We start from the raw sequence: 25,234 nt of genomic DNA, 5'->3' as shown, positions 1-25,234 counted from the left end.
GGAATTGGCCGCCATTTTACTGCATTTTTCGCCATTGTCTTTTCATTGAGCCTTTAATCAAGCCGAGATAGTGGCGTAATCCGGTGCCGCTCAGCCAGTTCGGCATAGGCTAATTGGTTGGCAACATCGAGTGGAACTCCCTGAGCATCGCGCTGCGCCTGGCAGCGCCATTCACGATCACCGGGTGCTAGTACTCTGGCATTTTTTGAGGCTGGCTGGGCGCGAAGGTCTTTCAAATACGCGGCCAGCCCTTGAGCAAAGGTGCCTTCATCAACAAAGGCATCGGGCTTTATGGCTAGAAAGAAATGCCCGACACCGCGCGGCGTTGCCATATCCGGCCCGCCCATCGGCAATAACCTAAAGCCATGCTGCATGCCCGACAGCATCGAACTCAGCACTTCGACCATGCCGCCTAGACCGGCACCTTTAAAGCCGAAATCACTGCCGCCCAGCGGCAACAAGGCAGCGATATCAGCAGGTACGCGACTCACCTGACCGGCCGCATCTGCCGCGACTTGATCGGGCAGCTGGCGGCCAATAGCACCAAATTGCTGCACTCGGTTCCAGGGGATCGAACTCGTGGCCATGTCCAATAGATACGGCGACTCACCCGCTACCGGCGCTGCAAAAGCGATGGGGTTGGTACCGTGAAAGGGCTTGGCACCATCGTGCAGAAGTACAAAGGGGTCTGAATTACAGAACGCCATACCAAGATAGCCGCGTTCAGCCGCGGCTAACGCATAGCACCCTGCCGCGCCGAAGTGCGATGAGTGCCCCACAGCGACAGCGCCTATTCCGACCTCATCAGCCATCGCCGTGGCGTGTTCCATCGCGGTATAACCCGCCAGATGACCAAGCCCGTCGTCAGCGTTTAAGCAGCCTGTGGCCGCTAAGCGGCGCTGAAACACCATGTTAGGCGCCCCTTTAATGCGCCCGCCTTGAAGCGCCTGCACATAGTGAGGCAATAGACGCAAACCGTGGCTATCGGTCCCCATGCGCGATGCGGTGACCAGCGCGCGGCTCACCGCCTGCGCCGAGGCTTGATTGGCGCCAACAGCGGCGAGTGTCGCCTGTATAAAACGAGCAAGATCCTCGTGGGTAACGCGAAAATCTAATGAGGTATCAGTCATTAATAAAATACTCCGGGTCTTAATAGCGGAGCTGGCATTCCGCCAGCTCCAGCGGTGCTTAGCGATATATCAGCGTGGGTAGCCACATAGAAATAGCCGGGATGAACGTCACCAATAGAAGGCAGATCACCAGGGGTATTAGGAACGGAATGGTGCCTCGCATGCAGCGCTCAAAGCTCACGTTAGAGACCCTGGAAAGCACGTAGAGCACCATGCCCACTGGTGGCGTTAATAGTCCGATCATCAGGTTAAGCACCATGATGACCCCGAAGTGGACAGGGTCTACCCCCACCGCAACGGCCATGGGCAACAGCACCGGGACTAAGATGGTGATCGCAGCGATCGTTTCCATAAAGCAGCCCACGATAATCAGCACGATATTGGCCATTACCAGAACGGCGAGCTTGCTATCGGCAAAGGGGCCCATTAAGGCGATCACATTCTGAGTCACCTGATTGCTGGTCAGTATCCAGGCGAAGATCGATGCCGAAGACACAATGAACAGAATAACCGCGGTGGTCTCGATGGTTTCCATGCTGACTTTAAGCAGTTTACGCCACGTCAACGTACGGTAAACCACGCCACCCAGGAGCAAGGCATAAAACACCGCGGCCACCGCGGCTTCAGTCGGCGTGAAGGCACCGGTGATAATACCGCCCACAATAATGACAGGTGTCAGCAACGATAAAAACGCCCGTTTGAAGGTATGGCCAAGAACCCCCATGGAGAAAATGGCATCGCGCTGATAGCCACGCCGCCTTGAGATGATGAAGATCATCAACATCAGCATGATGCCCATCAACAGGCCAGGGATCAGCCCTGCTGCGAACAGCTGGCCTACCGAGGCGGACGCCATAACCCCGTAAATCACCATCGGCAAGCTAGGCGGAATGATAGGCCCGATGGTCGAGGACGCCGCCGTAATTCCCACGGCGAACTCTTCATCGTATCCCGCATCCTTCATGGCTTTGACTTCAATCATGCCCAGGCCGCCTGCATCCGCTACGGCCGCGCCCGACATGCCCGAGAACACAATGCTAGCCCCCACATTGACATGGCCAAGGCCACCCCGCATCCAGCCCATCAGCGCCTTAGCGAAATTGAAAATACGCTCGGTAATGCCACCATTGTTCATTAGGCTGCCGGCAAAAATAAAAAACGGAATCGCCAGCAGCGGAAAGCTGTCAATGCCGTTAATCATGCGGTGTGCTATGACAATGCTGGGCACCTGGCCGGTGATTAAGACAAACATTAAGCAGGCGCCTGCCAAGCTAACCGCGATAGGCACGCCCAGCACCAGCATGGTAAACAGCGCAAAGAACAAAAAGCCAAGATCGTAGCCCATTAGCGGTAGAATCACGCAGCCCAGAATAGCCAGTGCCGCCAGCAGCGGAGACACTATCGGCTTTTGCCAACGCATCACAGAAAATCGGGACATGGGAGGCCTCTTGATAAAGATGATGTCGCGGGTAGCCACAGCTCAAGCGTCATAGGGAACGCCCCAGATACTTCAAGTAAAGCCGCTGAACGGTGCGCAGCGCCATCAATGTAAACGCCGCACAGACGGTGAAATAGATGATGCTCTTAGGCAGATCCACCGACACCATTAGGCTATTGGTGCGTGATGCCAGCTGATAGGCGATCCATGCCATCGCTATATAAAAACTAAGGCTTATCAGGTTGACCAAATGCTCTAGCAAACGCGCCTGCCAGCCCGGCATGTAGTGGTAGAAGAATTCCACCATGATGTGGCTACCGTTACGGGCTGCCATGATGCTGCCAAAAAAGCCCACGCCAATCAGTAAGTAACGGGCAATTTCTTCGGTCCAGCCAATAGAACTACCCAGCACATAGCGACTAAAAAACTGGGCGAACACCACTAAAATCAATGCCCAAAAAAGCGTTAAGGTGACAAAGTCTTCGAGGCGATAATCACTTAGTTTGAACGGTGCATCCTCGAAAGCAGATTCAAAATCAACCATCGGGTCGCCGATAGGCGGGGAATTCTCGCGCGAATCATTCATGGCACAGGACTCCAAACACTCCGCTCAGTAAAGAGCGGAGTGTTATCAGGGGTTGGATTACTGGCCGATAGCCTGTAGGCGATCGTAGGTTTCCTGATCCCATGTCGCGGCATCGCCGTTATGGGCGGGTAAAACGGCCTCACGGAAGAGTTCACGGTCCACTTCATTGATGGTGTTACCCTGCTCTTCAAACCAGGCAACCAGCTCCCCTTCGGCCTTCAGAATATCTTTGGTGTTGTTTTCAGCCGCCTCCTGGAAAACCTCGCGGAATATTTCGCGGTCTTCTTCAGAGAGCTGATTCCAGCGCGGCCCGCCAACAATCGTAATAAGCGAATCGGTAATGTGGCCGGTCAGATTGATGTAGTCCTGTACTTCATGGAAAGCCTTAGCACGAATAGTCGGCAGCGGATTTTCCTGCGCGTCTACAACGCCTTGCTGCAGAGCCAGATATACCTCATCAAACGAAATGGGCGTTGGGTTAGCACCCACCGCCTGAGGCATCATCATGTACATCGGTGCGTTGGGCACCCGAATTTTCAGCCCTTCCATGTCTGCGGGTTCATTAATGGGGATATTGGACGTGACGTGGCGTTCGCCATAATAGTTGAGCGCCAGCGGAACATTGCCGGTTTGATCCTGATAGCCCTGAGCAATCTCTTGGAATAGATCGCTATCGGCAAACGCCTGCCAGTGATCGAAATCACGGAACATATACGCAGCCCCGGCAATGCCGATGGGGCCATAAGCGCGGCCAGCGAACTGGGTGCCGGTATAAATGATATCGACCGTGCCTAACCCAAGCCCTTCGTTGATGTCTTCCTCTTTACCTAACGAGGCAGCGGGGTATACCTCCATGGTATAGCGCCCATCGGTGCGCTCTTCAATCTCGTCAGCGGCCCATAATGCCCACTTATGGAAAGGCTCGGAGGTTTCATAAACATGGGCGAAACGCAGGTTCTCGACGGCCTGTACCGCACCGGCTACGCTGATACCAGCGGCAATAAGCGTAGCGGTTAGCAAACGGGACATCGTTAGGCGGTGTTGGCTTTTGTAGCTCATCTTGTATTCCTCACAACCATTAGATTTATTGTTGGTTATTGTGCGAGCGGCAACAGTCGATGAAACCGATCATCTTACTGTATACGTATCATACCACCAGATTGAAACCTAGCTGCTGACCCTCAATTACGCAACTACGCGGCTAGCATTTTGCTGTGGTTATTTTGTGTACTTAGTTCGACTCACCGCTCAGGTTAAGCTGCTGATGCAAACGAACGAGTAGTGATGAGTCGCCGAAGCCGCCCGCCTTAGTCATTACTCTGCGGTGGGCATCACCATCCAAACACCCTAATGCCACACCCGGTGACCACTCAGTCTCAACGGTGATATAACGAGCGCCTTGCTGGGAGAGCACTGCCATAGCAATATCGCCACCGGTAAGAAATTGCAGGTGCTCATCTTCGTCATGCCAGGCTGAGATAATGCCAGCCACCTGGGCCGCCATTGCATCGGCCACTTCAATCGCTGTGCGCACTGTTCCATCTTCACTAGGCACGATGACACATGCCTCGACGCCAAGGTGATCAAGCGACGTAGCACACGCCTCAATAATCGCTACGTTGGGTAACTGCTGACACAGCGACTCAAACTGCTCCGCGGCACGAGGAGCCCGGGAGCCAACGGCATACAGCACCGATTTTATCCCGCACAGTGACCTAGCCTGAGCACAGGGAGTCCCGAAGCGACGTTGAGCAATGGCCATAGCCAATCCCGCTGCGCCGGCCATGACACGTGAGCTTTTGAGCTTCAGCACGCCATCGTAAAGCGCGGCGAGTTCCGCGTCGCTGCTGGCATCGACAATGCAGCTCTCGTCAGGAAGCGTGTTTCCCTTCTCAAGGCGATAGCGCTGTAACGCCAGCCCCCCTGCGGCAAACGCATCATCAATAGGACCCAATAGAGGCGATGATCGCGCATCCTGCTGATATGCCGTATTGGCCAAGCTTACGCCATCAACCCAGACTTCAGCGTTGCGCACAATGCGCCCTTGAGCCGGTACCGCTGGCGCCAATAGCAGTGGATATCCAATGGCCTCTTGCAATGCTCGACACTCGGCAACTACCTGGCCGCGCAAGGTTGAATCCACCTTTTTAAACCATTGCTGCGGGCGTACTTGTGTCAATAGACGAACCGCCTTAGAAACCCGCAACGCTGCTTCATCGGCCCGCAAATGGCGTGACTCGGTATTGACGGCGATGACCGCTGGCCACGTCCCTTGCCCTTGCCACACATCAAGCGTCGCTGTTAATGCTTCTAGACTGACAATCACTCGGGCATCGGCTCCCCGTGCAGCAAAGGGCGCTGATGCATCCAGCGCACCCGACAAATCGTCGGCAATAATGGCTAGCTGGCAGGGGCTCACGAATGCCCGCCACTGGCGAGACGTCGCGCATAGGCAATCGCGGACCCCATATTGGTAGCATCTGCTTTACCTTGCCAGGCGATATCGAACGCGGTGCCGTGATCCACTGAGGTACGCTGTAACGGCAGGCCTAGGCTGACATTCACTGTGGTATCGAATGCAATGAGTTTGACCGGAATATGGCCCTGGTCATGATACTGAGCAACGACTAAATCGAACTCGCCTTTAGAGGCTCGGTAGAACACCGTGTCAGCAGAAATAGGACCACTTACATCAAAGCCACGCTGACGCAGCTGATCCACTGCGGGCGCAATACAGCGGCTGTCCTCATCACCAAAGATCCCCCCTTCACCGCAATGCGGATTGAGTCCGGCAACGGCGATACGTGGCGCACTTAGTCCCAGCGCAACCAAGTGAGCATTGCCGGCTTCGACGGTGGCAACAATACGTTCAGGCGTCACTCGATCGATCGCTTCTCGCAGTGATACATGCGTTGAAACATGCAGCGTCGAAAGCGTCTCCGAGGCCAATAGCATGAACGATGAGGGCGCGCCGGTCAGCGCTGCCAGCATGCCGGTGTGGCCATCGTAATGGTGCCCTGCTTCATGCAGCGCCGCCTTGTTGAGCGGCGCAGTAACAATCACCTGCGTCCGACCTGACTGCACTAAGTTCACCGCCGCCTGAACGCAACGAAAAGCCATATCACCTGCGCCCGCACTGATTTGGCCATCCGGGATATCTGCACCCACCGGCACGTCCACTACGCTGATAGCGACACAGTGATCACCGCTGGATGGTTGGTCGAGCGGCACAAACATCAGCTCAGCATCGACACTGGCCGCTGCTCGACGATAAATAGCGGGATCTCCCACCACGATGGCACTGGCTCGTTCGGCGCTAGACATAGCCTTTAACGCGCGACAAATAATTTCCGGGCCAATACCCGCAGGGTCGCCCATGGTGATCGCAATCTCATAACACTTAGCGCCTGGGTCACTACGCAATGACATACTCATGGCATTAGCTGCCCACCGTTGACCTCAATGATTTGACCCGTGACATAGCCGCTCAGTGCGTCTGTTCCAAGAAATACATAAGCCCCTACGCACTCTTCGGACGTGCCTAATCGCCCCATAGGGATCGATGCACGTGCCGCGGCTAAATGCGCCTCGCTGGAGTGGCGCTCGTGAAAATCGGTCGCAATCGTACCGGGGGCGACGGCATTGACGCGGATATTCTCGCCGGCCAGCTCTTTCGCCATATTGCGCGTCACCGTGCTCACAAAGCCTTTCGCTGATGCATATAACCCTGCACCGCCACCACCGCCATTGCGTGCGGCAATAGACGTGGTATGGATAATATTGCCGCTTCCTGCGCGCCTAAAATGCGCTAGCGCGGCGCGGCTGGCCATGATCACCGAGCGCACGTTGAGATCCATCACTCGGTCGTACTGGTCATCATCCATCGCGTCTAAGCCTACCCGGCCCAGCATGTCACCAGCGTTATTGATTAACAGATCCAACCCGCCCAGGCGTTTGGCCGCTTCATCGACAAGCCGTTGCGTTTCACTGGAATGGCTGACGTCCGCCTTAAGGGTAAAGGCTTCCCCCCCTGCATCGCGGATAGCCTTGGCCACCGCTTCGGCGGGCGCTTCGCTGCTGTGATAGTGCACTGCCACATGGGCACCCAGCGTACCTAGCTGCTTAGCCACCGCCGCGCCGATGCCACGGCTAGCGCCGGTGATGAGGACTCGCTTGCCTTTCCACTCGTCTAACATGACCTTCTCCTTAGGATTTTTACTTTTATTTTTGCACGCAGCGTTAAGCGAAACCGATCTCAATTAGGCAGATTTAACTATCGACCCGAAACCGGACGGTGCGCTAAAGTGAGCCATGAACTGGCATACCTGTCATACAACACAATATCCATAACATGATAGGTGATGGCGCACCAACCACTCGTTGCTCATCACTAGTACATCTTTAGTCCAACTTTTCTGGAGGCGCACATGAACCCACTGTCCCTGACTGACTCTCTTCCCCATGATTTGGATAAAGCGCTGCTCGTTGGCCGCGTTTGGCTGGATGGCACGCACCCCGGCCCCGCACTGGTAACCGTGCACGCTGGCCAGGTCATCGATATCACCGCGTTTGGCCCCACCATGGCTGATTTGCTGGAACGCGATGATGTGCTGTCCGTCGTGCAACGCGCAGATGGGCCGTCAATCGGTAGCGTCGAGTCGCTGCTCGCCAACTCCCAGATGCCTTCGCCAACCGCGCCCTACTTGCTGGCCCCTTGCGATGTACAGGCCGTTAAAGCCTGTGGCGTCACCTTTGCCGTTAGCCTGTTAGAGCGGGTAATCGAAGAGCAAGCGGGCGGTGATCCGGCTAGGGCCGTCGCGCTGCGCGACGATTTGCAGGCGCTGATTGGCACCGATCTCTCCAAGATTACCCCAGGGTCTGCCGAAGCGATGGCGCTCAAAGAAGCGCTGCAAGCCCGCGGTGGCTGGTCGCAATATATGGAAGTAGGCATTGGCCCCGATGCCGAGGTGTTTACTAAAGCGCAGCCGCTGTCTTCGGTAGGCTTTGGCACCCCGGTGGGTTTGCATGAGTCCTCTCAGTGGAATAACCCAGAGCCGGAAATTGTCCTGGCGGTAGACAGCCGTGGCCAGGTGCGCGGCGCCACGCTAGGCAATGACGTCAACTTGCGCGACGTTGAGGGCCGCAGCGCCCTGCTGCTCGGCAAGGCAAAAGATAACAACGCCTCCTGCTCGCTGGGGCCGTTCATCCGGCTATTTGACGATCACTTCGATATGGATAGCGTACGCAATTGCCAGGTATCGCTGCGTATTGAAGGAGAAGACGATGATTTCTTGCTCCAGGGCGAGAGCGATATGCGCGAAATCAGCCGCGATCCGCTGGACCTAGTAGGCCAAACTATCGGCGAGCACCACCAGTACCCTGACGGCTTCATGCTGTTCCTCGGCACCATGTTCTCACCGATTCAGGACCGCGACGGCGAAGGCCAGGGATTCACCCATCATCTAGGCGATCGCGTCACCATCGCTACACCGTCCCTTGGCGCCTTAGTCAATACGGTAGGCAGAAGCGATCAGCTGCCGCCCTGGACTTACGGTATTCGCGAACTGATGCGCCACCTAGCGCGCCGCTAAGTATTACGCCACCCATAGCACTGATTAGGAGAGCACAATGACAACCATAACACGCGTCGAAATTCAGGATATCCGCTTCCCCACATCGCGCACGCTGGACGGCTCGGATGCCATGAATGCGGCGCCCGACTATTCGGCCACTTACGTCATTCTGCATACTGATGATGGCAGCCCCGAAGGGCACGGCTTAACGTTTACCATCGGCCGCGGCAACGAGATAGTGGTTACCGCCGTGCAATCACTAGCGCCGTTAATTGAAGGACGCTCGCTGGCATCCATCACCGACAATATGGGCAGTTTCTGGCGAGAAATCACCGGTGACAGCCAGCTACGCTGGATCGGCCCCGATAAAGGCGCGATTCACCTAGCCACGGCGGCCATCGTCAACGCCGTGTGGGATATGTGGGCAAAGCACGAAGGCAAACCGGTATGGAAGCTGCTGGTGGATATGACCCCAGAGCAGCTGGTGCGCTGTCTCGACTTTCGCTTCGTTACCGATGCGCTCACGCCGGAAGAAGCAATCTGCTTGTTACGCCGCCAGTCATCCGGCAAAGCAGAACGTGAAGACGAAATGCGCCGCGACGGCTACCCAGGCTACACCACTTCATCGGGTTGGCTGGGCTACAGCGACGAGAAAGTGCGCCGATTGGCCAGAGAAGCGCTGGCGGAAGGCTGGACGCACTTTAAACAAAAAATTGGTGGCGATATCGAAGAAGATGCCCGCCGCGCAGCGCTGCTGCGCGATGAGATTGGCTGGGACAACGTGCTGATGATGGATGCCAACCAGGTATGGGACGTCGATGAAACGATCACTAAAATGCGCCGCTTAGCGGAATTTGACCCGCTGTGGATCGAAGAACCCACCAGCCCTGACGACATTCTAGGCCACGCTGAAATTCGCCACCGCGTTGCGCCTATTGGCGTTGCTACCGGCGAGCACTGCCATAACAAAGTGATGTTTAAGCAGTTCTTCCAGGCAGATGCCATCGACTATTGTCAGCTTGATGCGGCACGCCTGGGCGGGCTCAACGAAGTCATCCTGGTGGTACTAATGGCCGCCAAGTTCGGCGTGCCAATTTGCCCTCACGGCGGTGGCGTGGGGCTATGCGAATACACCCAGCACATCTCACTCTTCGATTACATTGCGGTATCCGGTAGCCTTGAGGGTCGCGTTCTGGAGTATGTGGATCATCTTCACGAACACTTTATTGACCCGGTCGTCATTCGCGGCGGGCGTTATCAGGTGCCCGAAGCGCCGGGCTACAGCATTGCCATGCACGCGCAGTCGCAAGCGCAGCACTCCTTCCCCGACGGCGCTGCCTGGCAGGAAGAGGTCTAATGACAGCGATCACACTCTTTTTAAACGAGCTCGCCAGCCTGCTTGGCGAGCGCGGTTTAATACGCCAACCAGACGCAATGGCGCGCTACGTTAGCGACTGGGCTGGCGACACGCTAGGCATGCCGCTGGCCGTAGCCCGCCCGGCGAATACCGCTGACGTTGCTGAGATTGTCAGGCGCTGTTATCAGCAAGGGGTCGCAATGACGCCCCAAGGTGGCCATAGCGGCCTGGTGGCGGGCGCATTGCCCGCCGCAAACGGTCAGGAACTGGTGATCAGCCTAGAGCGTTTGAATAACGTACGGGCCATTGATCCGGTTAACTTCACCATCACGGTGGACGCTGGCTGCATCCTTGAGAACGTCAAGCTAGCCGCTGCCGAGCATGACTGCGATTTTCCGCTTTCGCTCGGCGCTCAGGGCAGTTGCCAGATTGGTGGCAACATTGCTACCAATGCAGGCGGCCTTAACGTGCTGCGCTACGGCATGATGCGCGAGCTGGTGCTGGGGCTAGAAGTGGTACTTCCCGATGGGCGCGTGTTGGAGGGCCTAAACGCCCTGCACAAAGACAACCGCGGCTACGATCTTCAGCAGCTGTTTTTAGGCAGCGAAGGCACCCTGGGCATCGTGACCGGCGCAGTGTTAAAACTCTCACCACGCCCGACTCAAAACCGCACCGCGCTGCTGGGACTGCCCTCCGTTCAAGCGGTTATCGACCTATATGGCTTAGCACGCCGCGACTGCTGCGATTTGCTGACGGCTTTTGAGCTGATTCCGCGCCGCTGCATTGAGCTGGCCATAGAAGCAACCCCGGAGCTTCGCGACCCATTGGAAAGCGCCTACCCGTGGTACGTGCTCATGGAAGTCGCCGCCACCGGACCGATAGATTTAGCGACGATGCTGGAACAGCTGCTGGAAACAGGCATGGAGCGTGAGCTGGTGCTTGACGGCGCACTCGCCGCCAGCGACACCCAGTCGGCCCAGCTATGGCAATTCCGCGAGAGTATGCTGGAAGGCCAACGTCGGCGCGGCGAGCACTTACGTACTGATATCGCCGTGCCTATTTCAGCGATTCCAGCCTTTGTCACGCAGGCGAGTGAGGTCATCATGGCCGCCTCTCCCGAGTGCGAAATCATTGCCTATGGGCACGTCGGCGACGGCAACCTGCACTTTAACATTCTGCCGCCCAGCGCCATGGCTGACGCAGACAAAAAAGCCCACCTGCATGACCTGGAAGAACGGCTTTTTGAAGTGCTCGATGATTTCAACGGCAGTATCAGCGCTGAGCACGGTATTGGCCGCACCAAGCAAGCGCCCTATTTGGCTCGGCTATCACCCATCGAACGTGAACTCATCAGCGGCGTTAAAGCCCTGTTTGATCCTAAAGGGCTGATGAACCCCGGAAGGATTTTGCCAACTGAAGGTTAACGACCCAGCCAGGCAAGCGCAGAAGGCATATCCACATTAAAGCGCTTGCCTGGCCTTCGCTCAGCGTTCATACAAACCCTAGCGTTTGAAACGCTCTGCCAAGCCGCGCAAGGCATTGGCATACAGCAGAGCATCGATCCCTACGCCAACGAATGTACAGCCTGCAGCTAGGTAACCGCGGGCTGCCTGTTCGTCCACCGTGACAATCCCTGCCGCCTTACCCGCTGCGCGAATTTTGTGAATAGCGTCACTAATCGCCGCTTCCACGTCGGGGTGGCCAGCATTGCCAAGATGCCCCATCGAAGCAGATAAATCGGCGGGGCCAATAAATACACCGTCGACCCCTTCTACTGCGGCGATAGCTTCCAAATTATCCAGCGCCTGCTGGCTCTCTACCTGCAGCATCAGACAAATCTCGTCATCTGCGCGGGCCAGATAGTCCTTCACCTGCCCCCAGCGCGAGGCACGTGCCAACACATGCCCAACGCCACGTTCACCGTGGGGTGGGTAGCGGGTTGCAGCAACCAGCTCAGCGGCTTGCTCGGCCGTTTCCACCATGGGGATCAGTAAGTTCTGTACGCCAATATCCAAATAGCGCTTGATCAGCACGGCATCGCCCGTGGGCGGGCGCACTACTGGGTGGCTTTTATAGGGCGCCAGCGCCTGCAGTTGAGCAAGCAGGCTGCCCAGGTCATTAGGAACGTGCTCGGCATCTAGCAACAGCCAGTCAAAGCCAGCCGTGGCGGCAATTTCCGCTGAGTATGCGCTCGCTAGCCCGAGCCAAATCCCCGTTTGGGGCTGGCCCGCTAACAGCTGCTGTTTAAACTCATTTTGAGGCATGTTCATATTGGCTCCTTTTTATTTTGACGGCGGTTAAAACGCTCGCCTTAAGCTCTTAATAACCCATGAGATCTGGCAGCCACGTGGCCAAGCCCGGCACGGCGATTAGCAATAAAATAGTGGCGATAATCGGCAGTAAGAAAGGCAGTATCGCGGTCACCACCTGGCCATAGCGCAGTCGCGTAATGCCCACCATTAAAAACAGCACCGTGCCAAACGGAGGAGTAATGACCCCGACGGACAGTGTAATCACCATCACAATGCCGAAATGCACCGGATCTAACCCGGCGCTAAGCGCCGCTGGTACCACAATCGGTGTGAAGATCAGAATACTTTCAATCACTGACATAAAGCAGCCAATGAGCAGGAAGAACAGCGCGAAGCAGAGCAATAGCGCCACCGTGGGCATATCGACGCTGGCGACCTGCCCTGCCAGTGCCTGTGGAATGCCCATGCGCACTAGTATCCAGCCGTAGAAGCTGGAAACCGCAATAATCAGCAGAATAACCGCACTGAACATTAAGGTTCTGCGGAAAGCATTAAAAAGATCCCGCCCGTTCAAATCACGGTAAATCACACCGCCTAGAATAATGGCGTACAGCGAGGCAATCGCGCCCGCTTCCGTCGGCGTGAAGAAGCCGCCCCAAATGCCACCCACGATAATGGCCGGCATCATTAGCGGTAATATCGCACGCTTGCCAGTGCGAGCAACTTCGCAGGCATCAAACGGCTTAGGTTTAGGCATCACGACCTTGCCGGTCGCGCCAAGCAGTACGGTCATGCCCATCAGCAGCAGTGCCATCAAAATGCCCGGCAAAAGCCCCGCCATAAATAGACCACCAATGCTGACATTGGCAAGCCAGCCATACACGACTAGCGCAATGCTGGGTGGCAAGATTGGCCCAATAACGCTTGAGGCCGCGGTAATGCCCGTGGAGTAATCCAGCGCATAGCCACGCTCTTTCATGGCCTTAATTTCAATACTGCCAAGCCCCGCAGCGTCCGCTACGGCGGTGCCTGACATGGTCGCGAAGATAGAGCTCGCCACCACGTTAGCGTGGCCAAGCCCACCTTTAGTGAAGCCGACAAGCGCGGTCGCAAAGTCGAAAATGCGCGTCGTTGTCGAGCCGATATTCATAATATTGGCGGCTAGAATAAACAGTGGAATCGCTAGCAGCGTAAAGTTGTTGAGCGTTTGCACCATTCGCAGCGGCAATAACTCAACGGGCAGCCCACCGGTACCGGTTGCCACTAGCGCGATAAACGACGTCACGCCAATAGCCACCACCACGGGCAAGCCAATAGCCATAAGTATCAATAGCCCGCCGACAAAAATCAGTAATTCCATCATGGCTGAGCTAACTCCTCTTGATGCTCTTCTTCATCATGCACTTCCAACCACGCGACCGGGCCGCGCAGGGTTTGCCACACTGCTATCAGCGCCATACCCGCAAAACTAAAGAAAATACCGTAGTAGAGATAGCTGAAACTGATACTCAGCGAGACCGTTTTATTGTTGGCGCTCATATCCGACATGATCCATGCGCCCCAAGCGGCAAGGGCAAAAAAACCACATGAAATCAGTGCTGTGGCTCGATACTGGAGACTTTTTCCTAACCCAGAAAGCTTATGGCTAAACAAATCGACTACCAGATGCTCGCTGCGCACCCAGGCCGATAGCGATCCAAAGCCAATCGCGTAGATAGCCATCATAGACGCGACCTCTTCGGTCCAAGGCATACCAAGCCCCAGCAGGTCCCGCGCAATAACCGCCGCCACAATAAGCAGCAGGATAGCGGCCATTAACGCCACGCCCGCCCCATCGCAAAGGCGGGTTACCCAGCGCAACGTATAGAAAGCTATTCGATCGAACCCGTTACTGGGCGGAACCACGTGATTCACAGGAAAACTCCCCGACATTTATCAACATACAAAAATAAAACGACGGCCCGATGGGCCGCCGCTGTTTGCTTCAGGTGCGTATTAGTTACTTTCGCTACCCAGCGCATCTTCGCGAACGCCGTCGGCCATCTCAGAAAGAACGCGATCAATGGCGGGCATCGCCGCTTCACGGAAGGCATCAATATCAGGCTCGATAACCGTCATTCCTTCTTCTTTAAGGGCTTCTAGATAATATTTATCCAGTTCAAGCTCTTGCTCTGAGCCATACTCGCGGGCCACATCGATCGCCTCCGCAATCAGCGCCTGGTCTTCCGCTTCAAGACCATCCCACCAGCGCGAACTGGCTACCCAGCTCCAGGGAAACTGTACGTGGCTGGTCAAAATCAAATAGTCCTGTACTTCCCACAGCCGGCGCGTATAGGGCGATGAAAGCGAATTCTCGTGACCGTCGACCTGGCCGGTTTGCATGGCCAGATAAATTTCCGGTGCCGGTACGTTGACGACCTGAGCACCAATCTCTTCCCACACTTCTAGCCAAATGGGCAGCGAAGGCAGGCGAAGACGGAATCCGGCAAGATCTGCGGGCGTATTAATTTCTTTATTGGCCGTCATATGACGCGGGCCACGATGCTGAGTACCAAAGAATTTAAGACCGCCTTGGCTCTCTGCCTTTTCAATCAACGCCTGCCCAGAAGGAGTCTCTATATAAGCGTCCACTTCGTCCCAGGTGGTAAACAAAAAGGGCACGGTGATGGCATCATATTCAGGCGCATATTGCTGGCGCCAGTTGCCGCCGGTCAGGGAGATCTGTGTCTGGCCAAGATTCAGCAATTCCAAAATAGCGTTTTCACCGCCCAGCGATCCCGCCAAAAAAGGACGCACCTCAAAGCGGCCCGGCGCCTGCTCTTCTAAATATTCAGCGAAACGTTCCACCGCAGCACTTTCCGAGCCGCCTTCACTCATCGTGTTGTTGACTTGAATTTCGATGGGATTAGCGAGAGCGAAGGGAGCCGCCGTTAACATTCCAAGGGTAGCCAGCGTGGCAAATAATTGTTTCCGCATGCGATGACTCTCTACGGTTGTCGTTATGGGGTGTCATTGTTGTAATCGTTCTTATAGCCATTTCTAGTGGCGCTACTTCAATCTTGAAACAAGCCGTCAATGGGCTCAAATCGACGTTCAAGAAGGCTGCCTTCGTATAATACGATGGCTAGAAACGCCCCTATAGCGCGTTATTTCGTCCCATCACTCACAGGCATACGACCAAAGATGGATAGCGCCGCTGGCCGGAAGCTCATTAACAGGCGCGTTGCAGGCTATTGAATGCTTAATCATTCAGCGCCAGCATTCTCGAAATACGAAGCCGCTAAAGCGTACCTAATCCTCGATAAGCGCCGAATGGGCGCTGTCTCCCGCTAAGTGGTCAACCAAATGCCGGGCCGTGACGGGCAGCGTTGCATAGCGACGTATGCCAATCACCAGTTCGTGCTGAGCCCACGAGTCGCTAAGCGGGATACTTTTCAGCTGTAGATCACCCAGGTCGCGGTAAATGGCTTGCTCGGGCAGCACGCCAACGCCCATGCCGTGATGAATCATGCGACAAATAGCGTCAAAGCTACGCACCTGAATGCGCATTCTGAGCGCTTTACCCGTCATATTGGCCTGCTCATTCAACAGCGATTGCACGGATGCGTCTTGCTGCAAGCCAACAAAATCAAACTCAAGCGCTTCACTAAAAGCGATGCTTTCACGCTCTGCCAGAGGATGACCCTTGGGCGTCATCAGCACGAGTCGGTCTCGCCGGTACGAAAGCCGCTGAAGATCAGGTGCCGCCACGTGGCCAGCAAAAATACCGATGTCGGTCAGCCCGTCACGCACGGCGGCAACGATTTCGCTGCTGACGCGCTCCTGCAGGTCGATTTTAATTTCGGGATAGTGCCGCGAGAAGGCGCTGAGATCCTGGGGAAGAAACGCAATGATTGCTGAGGTATTGGAGTGAATACGCACGTGGCCACGCACGCCTTCGCCGTACTCGCTCAGCTCTGCATGCAGGCGCTCAATGTTATCCAGAATGCGACGAGCATGGTGCAAAAAAGCTTGACCAGCAGGCGTTAGCTCAACGCCTCTGGGGCGACGGTACAGCAGCTTGGCACCGACCAACACTTCCAGATCACTAATCCGCTTGCTCACGGCGGCAAGCGCCAAGTGTTCGCGCTCTGCAGCCGCTGTCAGGCGCCCCTCATCCGCCACGGAGATAAAGAGCTTAAGAGTGACAAAATCAAAGCGGCGCATAAGAATCTCCGGGCAAGGCAACGGCCTTATGCTATCGCAGACCTTCGTCGTCTACGAAACCTTTGTTACCCATTGTCTAATTGTCCGCCGCAAACCGCTCGCGCATGCTGACAATCTGTAATGAATCCAATCACAAGAGAAAGCCCCATGAATGCTCCCACTGCACGCCAGCTACCGCTACAGGGCCTGAAGGTTCTTGAGCTTGGTCAACTCATTGCAGGCCCTTTCGCCACTAAATTGCTGGGTGAGTTCGGCGCAGATGTGATTAAAATCGAGCCGCCGGGTACCGGCGACCCACTTCGCAAATGGCGAATGATTGAAGACGGCACGTCGCTGTGGTGGCACGTACAAACCCGTAACAAGCGCTCGGTAGCACTGGATTTACGCAGCCAAGAAGGCCAAGCGCTGGTGCGCCAACTTATCGCCGAAGCTGACGTCGTGGTGGAAAACTTCCGCCCCGGCACCTTAGACAGCTGGGGGCTAGGCTGGGAAGCGCTCTCCAAACTCAACCCGCGGCTGATCATGGTGCATATTTCCGGCTATGGGCAAACGGGGCCTTACCGCGACAAGCCCGGCTTTGGCGTGATTGGCGAAGCCATGGGCGGGCTGCGCTACCTTACCGGCCAACAGGGAGAGCCTTCCGTGCGCGTAGGCGTGAGCATTGGAGACTCACTTTCCGCACTTTATGCCGTGATTGGTACGCTGCTGGCGCTTCAGGAACGCAGTCGCAGCGGCCTGGGCCAAGAAATTGACGTCGCACTGTATGAGTCGGTGTTTGCAATGATGGAAAGCCTGCTGCCAGAGTTCGATGCCAGCGGCCAGGTTCGTCAGCCCAGCGGCAGTGCCCTGCCCGGCATTACCCCTTCGAACGCTTACCGCTGCCAGGGCGGCGACTACGTACTCATCGCTGGTAACGGCGACAGTATCTTCAAACGTTTAATGAGCGTCATTGGCCGCGATGATCTTGGCAACGACCCGGCGCTAGCCCATAACGACGGGCGCAGCCAGCAAGCCGACATGATTGATGCAGCCATTCAAGCGTGGACTGAAGAACGTCCGCGGGATGCTATTTTGCACGCCCTGGATGATGCCCGCGTGCCCGCAGGCTACCCCTACACCGCCGAAGATATTGCCTTTGACCCGCATTATTTGGCGCGGGAAATGATTCAAACTTTTAACCGCCCCAACGGCAAAGCGCTAAAAGTACCGGGTGTTCTGCCCAAGCTGAGCGCAACCCCTGGGCGACTCGGCAACGGTGGCCCCGCGCTGGGTCAACATACTGACGACGTTTTGGATGAGCTGGGCATTGATCACGACACCCGCGCCAAACTTCGCCAAGCGGGCATTATCTAACGCACGTACGATTAAGGAGAATACGATGCAAAGCACAATGAGCCCGCCAACGCCCTGCTCTGCGAAGGTAGAAATCAACGAAGTCGCCCCGCGGGATGGCCTGCAAATTGAAGCGCGTTATGTACCGACGGAAGAGAAAATTCGTTGGATCGATGCGCTCTCCACCACCGGCCTGCGGCGAATCGAGGCAACCTCGTTCACCTCACCCAAAGCCATTCCCAACCTGCGCGACGCGGCCGACGTAGTGACCGGCATTCAGCGCAGAGAAGGCGTCGATATCACCGTGCTGGTGCCTAATGTTAAAGGTGCCGAGCGGGCATTAGCCTGCCAAGTGGATGAGATTAATCTTGTAATGTCCGCCAGCAATAGCCACGGGCTGGCAAATCTGCGCATGACGCCAGAGCAATCTCTTGAGCAATTCGCGGCTATTTTGGAAGCAACTCAAGGCAGCGGCGTGTTTATCAATGCCTCACTCTCCACCACGTTTGGCTGCCCGTTTGAAGGCGGTGTATCCCAAACCCGCGTGCTGGAGCTGGTTGAAAAACTGCTCGCACTGGGTATTCAGGGCATCACACTCTGCGACACCACCGGCATGGCCAACCCCGCCCAGGTCAACCTGCTGTGCGAGGCCGTCCTTGAGCGCTGGCCAGCAACGCCGTTTACGCTGCATTTCCACAACACTCGCGGCATGGGGCTAGCGAATGCACTGGCGGCCTGGCAGGCGGGCATCACTCGCTTTGACTCAGCGCTCGGCGGGCTGGGCGGCTGCCCCTTTGCTCCCGGCGCCACCGGCAATGTATGTACCGAGGACCTAGTGCATATGTTTGAGGCCATGGGTGTCGATACCGGTGTCGACCTGGATGCACTGCTTGAGGTCGCAGCCACCCTTCCCGATCTGATCGGCCACGATGTGCCGGGGCAGGTGGTGAAAGCCGGGAAATCGACGCGGCGCTATCCTGTGCCTAAGGCTCATGCCTGAGCGTTACACATAGTAAATCGCTTCGCCTATGGGCTGATCTTTTTATCAATCCAACGTAGCGCGAAGGCTCACGCGCTACGAGTTCAAAACCACTAAGCAAAGTATTCCCTTGACACCGTCAACGTAATAAACCATCCATATAAGTGTCATGTAATGGCAACACCTTCAACGCAAGCTGAACCAATAACAACCAACAGCTGGTGATGAGAGTTATGAGCCAATCGCGTATCCGCCTGGAACGCGTCGCCAAGTGTTGGGGCGCGGCCAAGGCGGTCGATGATATTTCTTTCGATGTTACTCCCGGGCAATTTGTCATTTTGCTAGGGCCTTCCGGCTGCGGCAAATCCACCACGCTGCGGATGATCGCAGGCCTGGAAGAAGCCAGCAGCGGACGCATTACGATTGGTGATCGCGATGTCACGCGCTTGCCACCCGGTGATCGTGGGCTAAGCATGGTGTTTCAGTCCTACGCGCTGTTTCCGCACTTAAGCGTTGCCGACAATATCGTTTTTGGCCTGCGCAGCCGCAAAGTGCCCAAAGCGGAGCAGCGCGAACGGCTGGCAAACGTTGCTGAACTGGTTGATTTAACCGACTACCTGAGCCGTAAACCTGCTCAGCTTTCCGGCGGCCAGCGTCAGCGCGTGGCGCTGGCGCGCTCGATTATCTCTGAACATCCTATCTGTTTGATGGACGAGCCGCTCTCCAACCTGGATGCGCGGCTGCGTAGCGATATGCGTCGGGAAATCAAAGCGCTGCAAAGCCGCCTGAACATGACCGTCATTTACGTGACTCACGATCAGGTAGAGGCGATGAGCATGGGTGATCGAGTGATTCTGATGGAAAACGGCAGAATCGTGCAGGACGGCACGCCCGACGAGCTCTATAACCGCCCCGCCAGCGCCTTTGCCGCAAGTTTTATCGGCAGCCCCGCGATGAACCTGCTGCCGTTGGTGGCCGGAGAGAATGGCGCCATCATTGAAGGCGAACCCAGCACACCGGTAGCGCCTCTGGAAGCCGTCGGTGGGCACCTGGGTATCCGCCCAGAAGATATTGAACTGCGCCCCGTCTCTGAGCCCGGCGTTCCCGCCAGAGTCGTAAGCGAAGAGTACCTGGGGGCGGATACCATTGCTTATGTTGCGGTGGGCTCGCACACCCTGCGCGTTAGGCTCAGCGGCAAGCCGGTATTAAGCGGCCAGCCGTGCAGCCTCTACTGGACGCCCAAGCACACACACCTTTTCGATGCTAACGGCCTACGGCGCGATGATGTGCCACTAAGCGACTTCGCTCCGCTAACCCGAAGTATTCCCCGTCCACCTTAGGTTGGCTCTTTTCAACACTGATCGGTTTTACCCTGATTCAGTCCTGACACTTGTGGAGTTTCTTATGCGTTTGCTTACCCCTTTTACGATGACGGCCCTGGCCGCGAGCCTGTTAAGCGCCGCTCATGTAAACGCTGCGGATAGCGTCGATCTGACCATGTACTACCCGGTCTCAGTGGGCGGTGCACTCACCGAGGTGGTTGATAACTTGGTCGCGGAGTTTGAAGCCGAATATCCCGATATCAACGTTGAAGCAATCTACGCCGGTAACTATGACGATACCCGCGTTCGCGCCATGTCAGCGATGGAAGCTGGCGACACGCCTCAGCTGTCGGTCATGTTCTCGATCGATCTATACGAGCTGCTTGAGCAGAATGCCATCGTGGCTTTTGACGACCTTGTCGAAACCGAAGAAGAGCAGGAGTGGCTGGATAGCTTCTACCCTGGCTTGATGGAAAATGGCCAGCTAGAGGGTAAAACCTACGGCATCCCCTTCCAGCGCTCCACCATCGTGCTGTTCTGGAATAAAGACGCCTTTGAAGCTGCCGGGCTAGACCCCGAAACGCCTCCGGAAAACTGGGCAGAGATGGCCGAAATGGCGGCTACCGTTCGAGAAGCCTCCAATGGCGAGCAGTGGGGCGTGATGGTGCCCTCGACCGGCTACCCCTATTGGATGTTCCAAGCATTCGCCTACCAAAACGGCCACCGGCTGATGAGCGAAGACGGCACCGAGGTGTATTTTGACGACCCCGCCGCCGTTGAAGCATTGGAGTACTGGGTGTCATTGGCCAGCGAGCATAACGCCATGCCTGACGGCACCATCGAATGGGGCACGCTTCGCCAGAACTTTATCGAGCAGTCTACGGCGATGATGTGGCACACCACGGGTAACCTCACAGCGGTACGTAGCGAAGCTGATTTTGACTTTGGCGTCGCGATGCTGCCCATGAATACCCAGCGCGGCAGCCCTACCGGTGGTGGCAACTTCTACATTTTTGAAGACGCTAGCAAAGAAGAACAGCGCGCCGCGATGACGTTTGTTCGTTGGATGACGGCCCCTGAGCGCGCCGCTGCGTGGTCGATTGAAACCGGTTATATGGGCGTCAGCCCCGCCGCTTACGAGACCGATGCGCTGCAACGCTATGTTGAAGAGTTCCCACCTGCGGCGGTCGCTCGCGATCAGTTGGAACATGGCACGGCCGAGCTTTCCAGCTACCAAGGTGGTCGTATTCGCCGCGCGCTGGATAACGCTGTGCAGGCCGCGTTAACGGGTCAAATGACACCGCAAGAAGCGCTCAGCCAAGCGCAACAAGAAGCCGACGGCGTGCTACGTCGCTACGCTCGCTGATCTTTATATACCACCGAATTTGCCGGGGGAAACACCCCGGCTTTTTCTAACGCGCGGTACTTATCTATGACCTTGACCGCTCACCGCAAAATGCAGCTTTATGGCGCGCTACTGCTGTTGCCTGCCGCAATACTGCTGACTGCCTTTGCCTACCTGCCCACGGTGACCACCGTCATCAACAGCCTATTCTTGCCTGGCTTTCGCGGCGCGCCCACTGAGTTTGTGGGCATTGAGAACTATCAGGTGCTGTTCAACGACCCAACGTTTTGGAAGGTAGCCCGCAACAACTTAGTTTACGCGGTGGGTACGATTCCCACATCGATCGCGCTGGCATTAGCAATGGCGCTATTCGTCAATGGAAAGCTGCGCGGGCGCGGCTTTGTGCGCATGGCATATTTTACGCCCACCATACTGCCGATGATTGCCGCGGCCAACATCTGGATGTTCTTCTACGCCCCGCAAATTGGCCTATTCAATAAGCTTTTAGGCGCGCTGGGTTTTTCTGGCGTTAACTGGTTAGGCGATCCCAGCGTGGCACTCGGGTCGGTGATTGTCATGTCGGTATGGAAAGAAGCCGGCTTTTTCATGATTTTCTACCTGGCGGCACTGCAGGGCATACCGCCAGAGCTAAAAGAGGCAGCAGACCTTGAAGGGACTAGGCGCTGGAGCTTTTTTTGGCGAGTTACTTTCCCGCTACTGATGCCCACAACATTATTTGTGCTGATTAACGCGCTGATTAACGCCGTTCGGGTGGTCGATCATCTGTTTATTTTGACCAAAGGCGGCCCCAATAACGCCACCAATCTGCTGCTGTATTACGTCTACGAAAATGCGTTTTCATTCTTTGACCGCACTACGGCTGCAACGATTACCGTCGTTATTTTGCTGGTACTTGGCGTGGTGGCGACGCTGAAGTTCACGATTCTTGACCGCAGGACGCACTACCAATGAACGCAACCTTATCGCATTCAAAAACGGTCACGCCCCGCGCTCGCTACGCCACCATTCCAGCACTGGAAACGATAGCCGCATGGCTGCTGGCGATTATTTGGGTATTTCCGCTGCTGTATGCCTTTTGGGCCGCGTTTCATCCCAGCGAATTTATGGTGCGCTTTGAGCTCTTCGCCCCGCTTACGCTGGACAACTTTGTTAATGCTTGGTCACAGGCGCCCTTTACTCGCTACTACTTAAATACCTTCGCGCTGGTGACGGGGGTCGTCATTGGCCAGTTTGTGGTCTGTACCCTAGCGGCGTTTGCCTTTGCGCGCTTTCCGATTCCCGGTAAGAACGTGCTGTTTATGCTAGTACTGATACAGCTGTTTGTATTTCCCGAAGTGCTGATCGTCGAGAACTATCGCATCGCCAGTGAACTGGGGCTGATCAATACCATCACGGGTATTGGCTTGCCCTACGTGGCCAGCGCTTTAGGTATTTTCCTGCTCCGCCAAACCTTTAAAACGATTCCTCGCGAGTTGGAGGACGCCGCCCGTATCGAAGGCTGCAATTGGCTGGAAATTTTGTGGAAGGTGTACGTTCCGCTAGCCAAACCCACCTACCTTGCTTACGGACTGGTATCGATCAGCCACCACTGGAACAACTTTATCTGGCCCCTGGTGGTCACCAATTCGGTGGAAAGCCGGCCACTAACGGTGGGCTTAGGGATTTTTTCCGCACCGGAAACCGGCGTTAACTGGGCCACCGTAAGTGCAGCCACGCTGCTAAGCATTGCGCCGCTATTGATCGCTTTTCTGCTCTTTCAGCGCCAGTTTGTGCAGTCGTTCCTACGCGCCGGGATTCGCTAGGCAAACGCGCCAGGAGCTTTCGTGCGACAATCCCCGCTCGGAAATAAGGAGAGCGAGGATGCACGGCGAACCCAACCCGGCGGCCCTCAAGGTGCTGCAGGACGTCTTTGGCTACGACAGCTTTCGCGGCCCGCAGCAGGCGATTATTGAGCATGTGATCGCGGGTGGCGATGCGCTGGTACTGATGCCCACCGGCGGTGGCAAATCGCTGTGCTATCAGATCCCTGCGCTGTTGCGCGAAGGCACCGCGATCGTGGTGTCTCCCTTGATTGCGCTAATGCAGGATCAGGTGGCGGCACTCGTTCAGAACGGCGTCCGGGCGGCCTACCTGAATTCCAGTTTGGACTATCACGAAGCGGTCGAAGTGGAAAATCGCCTCAGAGCGGGCGAGCTTGATCTTTTATACGTCGCGCCAGAGCGGCTCGCCATGCCACGCATGCAGTCGCTTTTGGAACAGACGCAAGTTGCGCTGTTTGCCATCGATGAGGCGCACTGCGTCTCCCAGTGGGGCCACGACTTTCGCCCGGAGTACCGACAGCTTTCCCAACTCCACCAGCGCTTTCCTAATGTGCCGCGCATTGCGCTGACCGCCACCGCCGATGTGCCCACGCGCGGCGATATCATCGAACATCTGCAGCTTGGGGAGGCGGCGCTTTACAACAGCGGCTTCGACCGGCCCAACATCCGTTATCACATCGCTGAAAATCAGGGCAACACCCGTGAACAGCTGCTGCGCTTTATCCGCGAGAACCATAGCGGCGAAGCCGGCATCGTCTACTGCCTCTCCCGGCGCAAGGTGGACGACACCGCTGCTTGGCTTGAACGTCAGGGGCTCACCGCACTGCCCTACCATGCGGGGCTTCCCCCCGAGCAGCGCCAGCACCACCAGACCCGTTTTCTGCGTGAAGACGGCGTAATTGTGGTGGCCACTATCGCCTTTGGCATGGGCATCGACAAACCCGACGTACGCTTTGTGGCGCACCTCAATCTGCCCAAAAGCATTGAAGCCTACTACCAGGAAACCGGCCGCGCCGGGCGCGATGGTCTGCCCGCCGATGCCTGGATGGCCTATGGGCTTCAAGATGTGATCACGCTGCGTCAGATGCAGCAGGACTCCAGCGCTCATGACCATCAAAAGCGCATCGAGCAGCAAAAGCTGGATGCCATGCTGGGGCTTTGCGAGATCATCAGCTGCCGTCGTCAGGCGCTGTTGCATTACTTTGGCGATTCGCTAGACGAGCCCTGCGGCAACTGCGACAACTGTCTGATCCCGCCCGAGACCTGGAACGCCACCGTGGCGGCGCAGAAGGCGCTGTCGTGTGTTTACCGCACCGAGCAGCGCTTCGGCGTCACCTATCTAGTGGACGTACTGCTGGGTAAGACCAACGAGCGCATCACCCGTTTTGGTCACGATAAGATCAGCACCTTTGGCATCGGCGGTGATCTTTCGGCCAATGAATGGAAGGCGCTGTTTCGCCAGTTGATTGCGAGCGGTTTTCTCAGCGTCGATATGGAAGGTCATGGCGGGATTCGCTTAACGGAAAACGCCAAGCCGGTGCTGCGCGGCGAGCAGCCGCTGACGCTGCGCAAGCCAAGCAAGGCCAAGACCGCCCGGCGCGGCAGTAAAGGTGCTTCGGCAACGCAGGGCCACGGTCCTTTGTGGGAAGCCCTGCGCCAGCACCGAAAGGCGCTTGCCGAGGCTCAGGGCGTGCCTGCCTACGTTATCTTCCACGACGCCACGCTTGCCGAAATGACCGAACAGAAACCGCAAAATTTGCAGGCACTCGGCGCTATTTCCGGCGTTGGCGCTCGCAAGCTTGAAGATTACGGTGAAGGCTTTCTGACGGTGATTCTAACTAACGGCGATGCCTAGCCGTTAAATGCTGAGACC

The 25,234-nt window shown here is 56.3% G+C and carries 22 protein-coding genes; 10 read left to right on the top strand and 12 right to left on the bottom strand.

Annotation, left to right across the window (positions count from 1 at the left end):
* Window positions 1–53 precede the first annotated feature (53 nt).
* The 7 genes from ACT3TF_RS07920 to ACT3TF_RS07890 form a co-directional block, all read right to left on the bottom strand.
* Window positions 54–1,130, bottom strand: coding sequence for an Ldh family oxidoreductase (locus ACT3TF_RS07920; protein ID WP_096277797.1), 1,077 nt, complete (start codon window positions 1,128–1,130; stop codon window positions 54–56).
* Between the two features lie 58 nt (window positions 1,131–1,188).
* On the bottom strand, window positions 1,189–2,568 hold the full coding sequence (locus ACT3TF_RS07915) for a TRAP transporter large permease (RefSeq protein ID WP_444671965.1): 1,380 nt from the start codon (window positions 2,566–2,568) through the stop codon (window positions 1,189–1,191).
* Between the two features lie 49 nt (window positions 2,569–2,617).
* Window positions 2,618–3,154: a TRAP transporter small permease gene (locus tag ACT3TF_RS07910; RefSeq protein ID WP_444625025.1), complete on the bottom strand. Its 537-nt coding sequence runs from the start codon at window positions 3,152–3,154 to the stop codon at window positions 2,618–2,620.
* 57 nt (window positions 3,155–3,211) lie between these two features.
* Window positions 3,212–4,213 (bottom strand): sialic acid TRAP transporter substrate-binding protein SiaP, encoded by a 1,002-nt coding sequence (locus ACT3TF_RS07905; RefSeq protein ID WP_096277791.1) that lies wholly within the window; start codon window positions 4,211–4,213, stop codon window positions 3,212–3,214.
* Between the two features lie 172 nt (window positions 4,214–4,385).
* Window positions 4,386–5,573 carry a four-carbon acid sugar kinase family protein gene (locus tag ACT3TF_RS07900; RefSeq protein WP_444671964.1) on the bottom strand — a complete coding sequence of 396 codons (1,188 nt, stop codon included), beginning with the start codon at window positions 5,571–5,573 and terminating at the stop codon, window positions 4,386–4,388.
* Window positions 5,570–6,589 (bottom strand): 4-hydroxythreonine-4-phosphate dehydrogenase PdxA, encoded by a 1,020-nt coding sequence (pdxA, locus tag ACT3TF_RS07895; protein WP_444671963.1) that lies wholly within the window; start codon window positions 6,587–6,589, stop codon window positions 5,570–5,572. The genes ACT3TF_RS07900 and pdxA overlap by 4 nt, the downstream gene beginning before the upstream one ends.
* A complete protein-coding gene (locus ACT3TF_RS07890; RefSeq protein WP_444671962.1) occupies window positions 6,586–7,350 on the bottom strand; it encodes an SDR family NAD(P)-dependent oxidoreductase in 765 nt (254 codons plus the stop codon). Before ACT3TF_RS07890 ends, pdxA begins: the two co-directional genes overlap by 4 nt.
* Window positions 7,351–7,581: 231 nt before the next feature.
* Here ACT3TF_RS07890 and ACT3TF_RS07885 point away from each other — a divergent pair, with 231 nt between their 5' ends.
* Genes ACT3TF_RS07885 through ACT3TF_RS07875 form a run of 3 tightly spaced genes read left to right on the top strand, consistent with a single transcriptional unit; the run spans window position 7,582 to window position 11,508 of the window.
* A complete protein-coding gene (locus ACT3TF_RS07885; protein WP_096277783.1) occupies window positions 7,582–8,745 on the top strand; it encodes a fumarylacetoacetate hydrolase family protein in 1,164 nt (387 codons plus the stop codon).
* Window positions 8,746–8,782: 37 nt separating this feature from the next.
* The gene (locus tag ACT3TF_RS07880) at window positions 8,783–10,084 is read left to right on the top strand and encodes an L-fuconate dehydratase (protein WP_096277781.1); all 1,302 of its coding nucleotides are present in this window, start codon (window positions 8,783–8,785) and stop codon (window positions 10,082–10,084) included.
* Window positions 10,084–11,508, top strand: coding sequence for an FAD-binding oxidoreductase (locus ACT3TF_RS07875; protein WP_444671961.1), 1,425 nt, complete (start codon window positions 10,084–10,086; stop codon window positions 11,506–11,508). The genes ACT3TF_RS07880 and ACT3TF_RS07875 overlap by 1 nt, the downstream gene beginning before the upstream one ends.
* 78 nt (window positions 11,509–11,586) lie before the next feature.
* On the opposite strand, the gene hpaI is transcribed toward ACT3TF_RS07875, so the two are convergent.
* The 5 genes from hpaI to ACT3TF_RS07850 all read right to left on the bottom strand — a co-directional run bounded on the left by hpaI (window position 11,587) and on the right by ACT3TF_RS07850 (window position 16,542).
* Window positions 11,587–12,354 carry a 4-hydroxy-2-oxoheptanedioate aldolase gene (hpaI, locus tag ACT3TF_RS07870; protein WP_096277777.1) on the bottom strand — a complete coding sequence of 256 codons (768 nt, stop codon included), beginning with the start codon at window positions 12,352–12,354 and terminating at the stop codon, window positions 11,587–11,589.
* Between the two features lie 49 nt (window positions 12,355–12,403).
* The gene (locus ACT3TF_RS07865) at window positions 12,404–13,699 is read right to left on the bottom strand and encodes a TRAP transporter large permease (protein WP_096277775.1); all 1,296 of its coding nucleotides are present in this window, start codon (window positions 13,697–13,699) and stop codon (window positions 12,404–12,406) included.
* Window positions 13,696–14,250 (bottom strand): TRAP transporter small permease, encoded by a 555-nt coding sequence (locus ACT3TF_RS07860; RefSeq protein ID WP_255249088.1) that lies wholly within the window; start codon window positions 14,248–14,250, stop codon window positions 13,696–13,698. The genes ACT3TF_RS07865 and ACT3TF_RS07860 overlap by 4 nt, the downstream gene beginning before the upstream one ends.
* An 81-nt stretch (window positions 14,251–14,331) precedes the next feature.
* Window positions 14,332–15,312 (bottom strand): TRAP transporter substrate-binding protein, encoded by a 981-nt coding sequence (locus tag ACT3TF_RS07855; RefSeq protein WP_096277771.1) that lies wholly within the window; start codon window positions 15,310–15,312, stop codon window positions 14,332–14,334.
* 315 nt (window positions 15,313–15,627) lie between these two features.
* Window positions 15,628–16,542, bottom strand: a complete 915-nt coding sequence (locus ACT3TF_RS07850; RefSeq protein WP_096277768.1) for a LysR family transcriptional regulator — start codon at window positions 16,540–16,542, stop codon at window positions 15,628–15,630.
* Window positions 16,543–16,689: 147 nt separating this feature from the next.
* On the opposite strand from ACT3TF_RS07850, the gene ACT3TF_RS07845 reads away from it, so the two are divergent.
* From ACT3TF_RS07845 to recQ, 7 genes are all read left to right on the top strand, one after another.
* Entirely contained in the window at window positions 16,690–17,895 is a 1,206-nt protein-coding gene (locus ACT3TF_RS07845; protein ID WP_444671960.1) for a CaiB/BaiF CoA transferase family protein, read from the top strand.
* A 37-nt stretch (window positions 17,896–17,932) separates the two neighbouring features.
* A complete protein-coding gene (locus ACT3TF_RS07840; RefSeq protein ID WP_444672027.1) occupies window positions 17,933–18,874 on the top strand; it encodes a hydroxymethylglutaryl-CoA lyase in 942 nt (313 codons plus the stop codon).
* A gap of 212 nt (window positions 18,875–19,086) precedes the next feature.
* Window positions 19,087–20,193: an ABC transporter ATP-binding protein gene (locus ACT3TF_RS07835; protein ID WP_444671959.1), complete on the top strand. Its 1,107-nt coding sequence runs from the start codon at window positions 19,087–19,089 to the stop codon at window positions 20,191–20,193.
* 64 nt (window positions 20,194–20,257) lie between these two features.
* On the top strand, window positions 20,258–21,541 hold the full coding sequence (locus tag ACT3TF_RS07830) for an ABC transporter substrate-binding protein (RefSeq protein ID WP_444671958.1): 1,284 nt from the start codon (window positions 20,258–20,260) through the stop codon (window positions 21,539–21,541).
* 66 nt (window positions 21,542–21,607) lie between these two features.
* Window positions 21,608–22,492, top strand: a complete 885-nt coding sequence (locus ACT3TF_RS07825) for a carbohydrate ABC transporter permease (protein WP_444671957.1) — start codon at window positions 21,608–21,610, stop codon at window positions 22,490–22,492.
* The gene (locus ACT3TF_RS07820; protein ID WP_444671956.1) at window positions 22,489–23,343 is read left to right on the top strand and encodes a carbohydrate ABC transporter permease; all 855 of its coding nucleotides are present in this window, start codon (window positions 22,489–22,491) and stop codon (window positions 23,341–23,343) included. The genes ACT3TF_RS07825 and ACT3TF_RS07820 overlap by 4 nt, the downstream gene beginning before the upstream one ends.
* A gap of 58 nt (window positions 23,344–23,401) precedes the next feature.
* Window positions 23,402–25,216 carry a DNA helicase RecQ gene (gene recQ, locus ACT3TF_RS07815; protein WP_444671955.1) on the top strand — a complete coding sequence of 605 codons (1,815 nt, stop codon included), beginning with the start codon at window positions 23,402–23,404 and terminating at the stop codon, window positions 25,214–25,216.
* Window positions 25,217–25,234 lie beyond the last annotated feature (18 nt).

It is taken from the genome of Halomonas sp. AOP25-F1-15 (assembly GCF_052378675.1).
GTDB classification, from domain to species: domain Bacteria; phylum Pseudomonadota; class Gammaproteobacteria; order Pseudomonadales; family Halomonadaceae; genus Vreelandella; species Vreelandella casei.
Note: the sequence above shows the minus strand (reverse complement) of the source record. Positions and strands in the feature narration are given on the sequence as shown.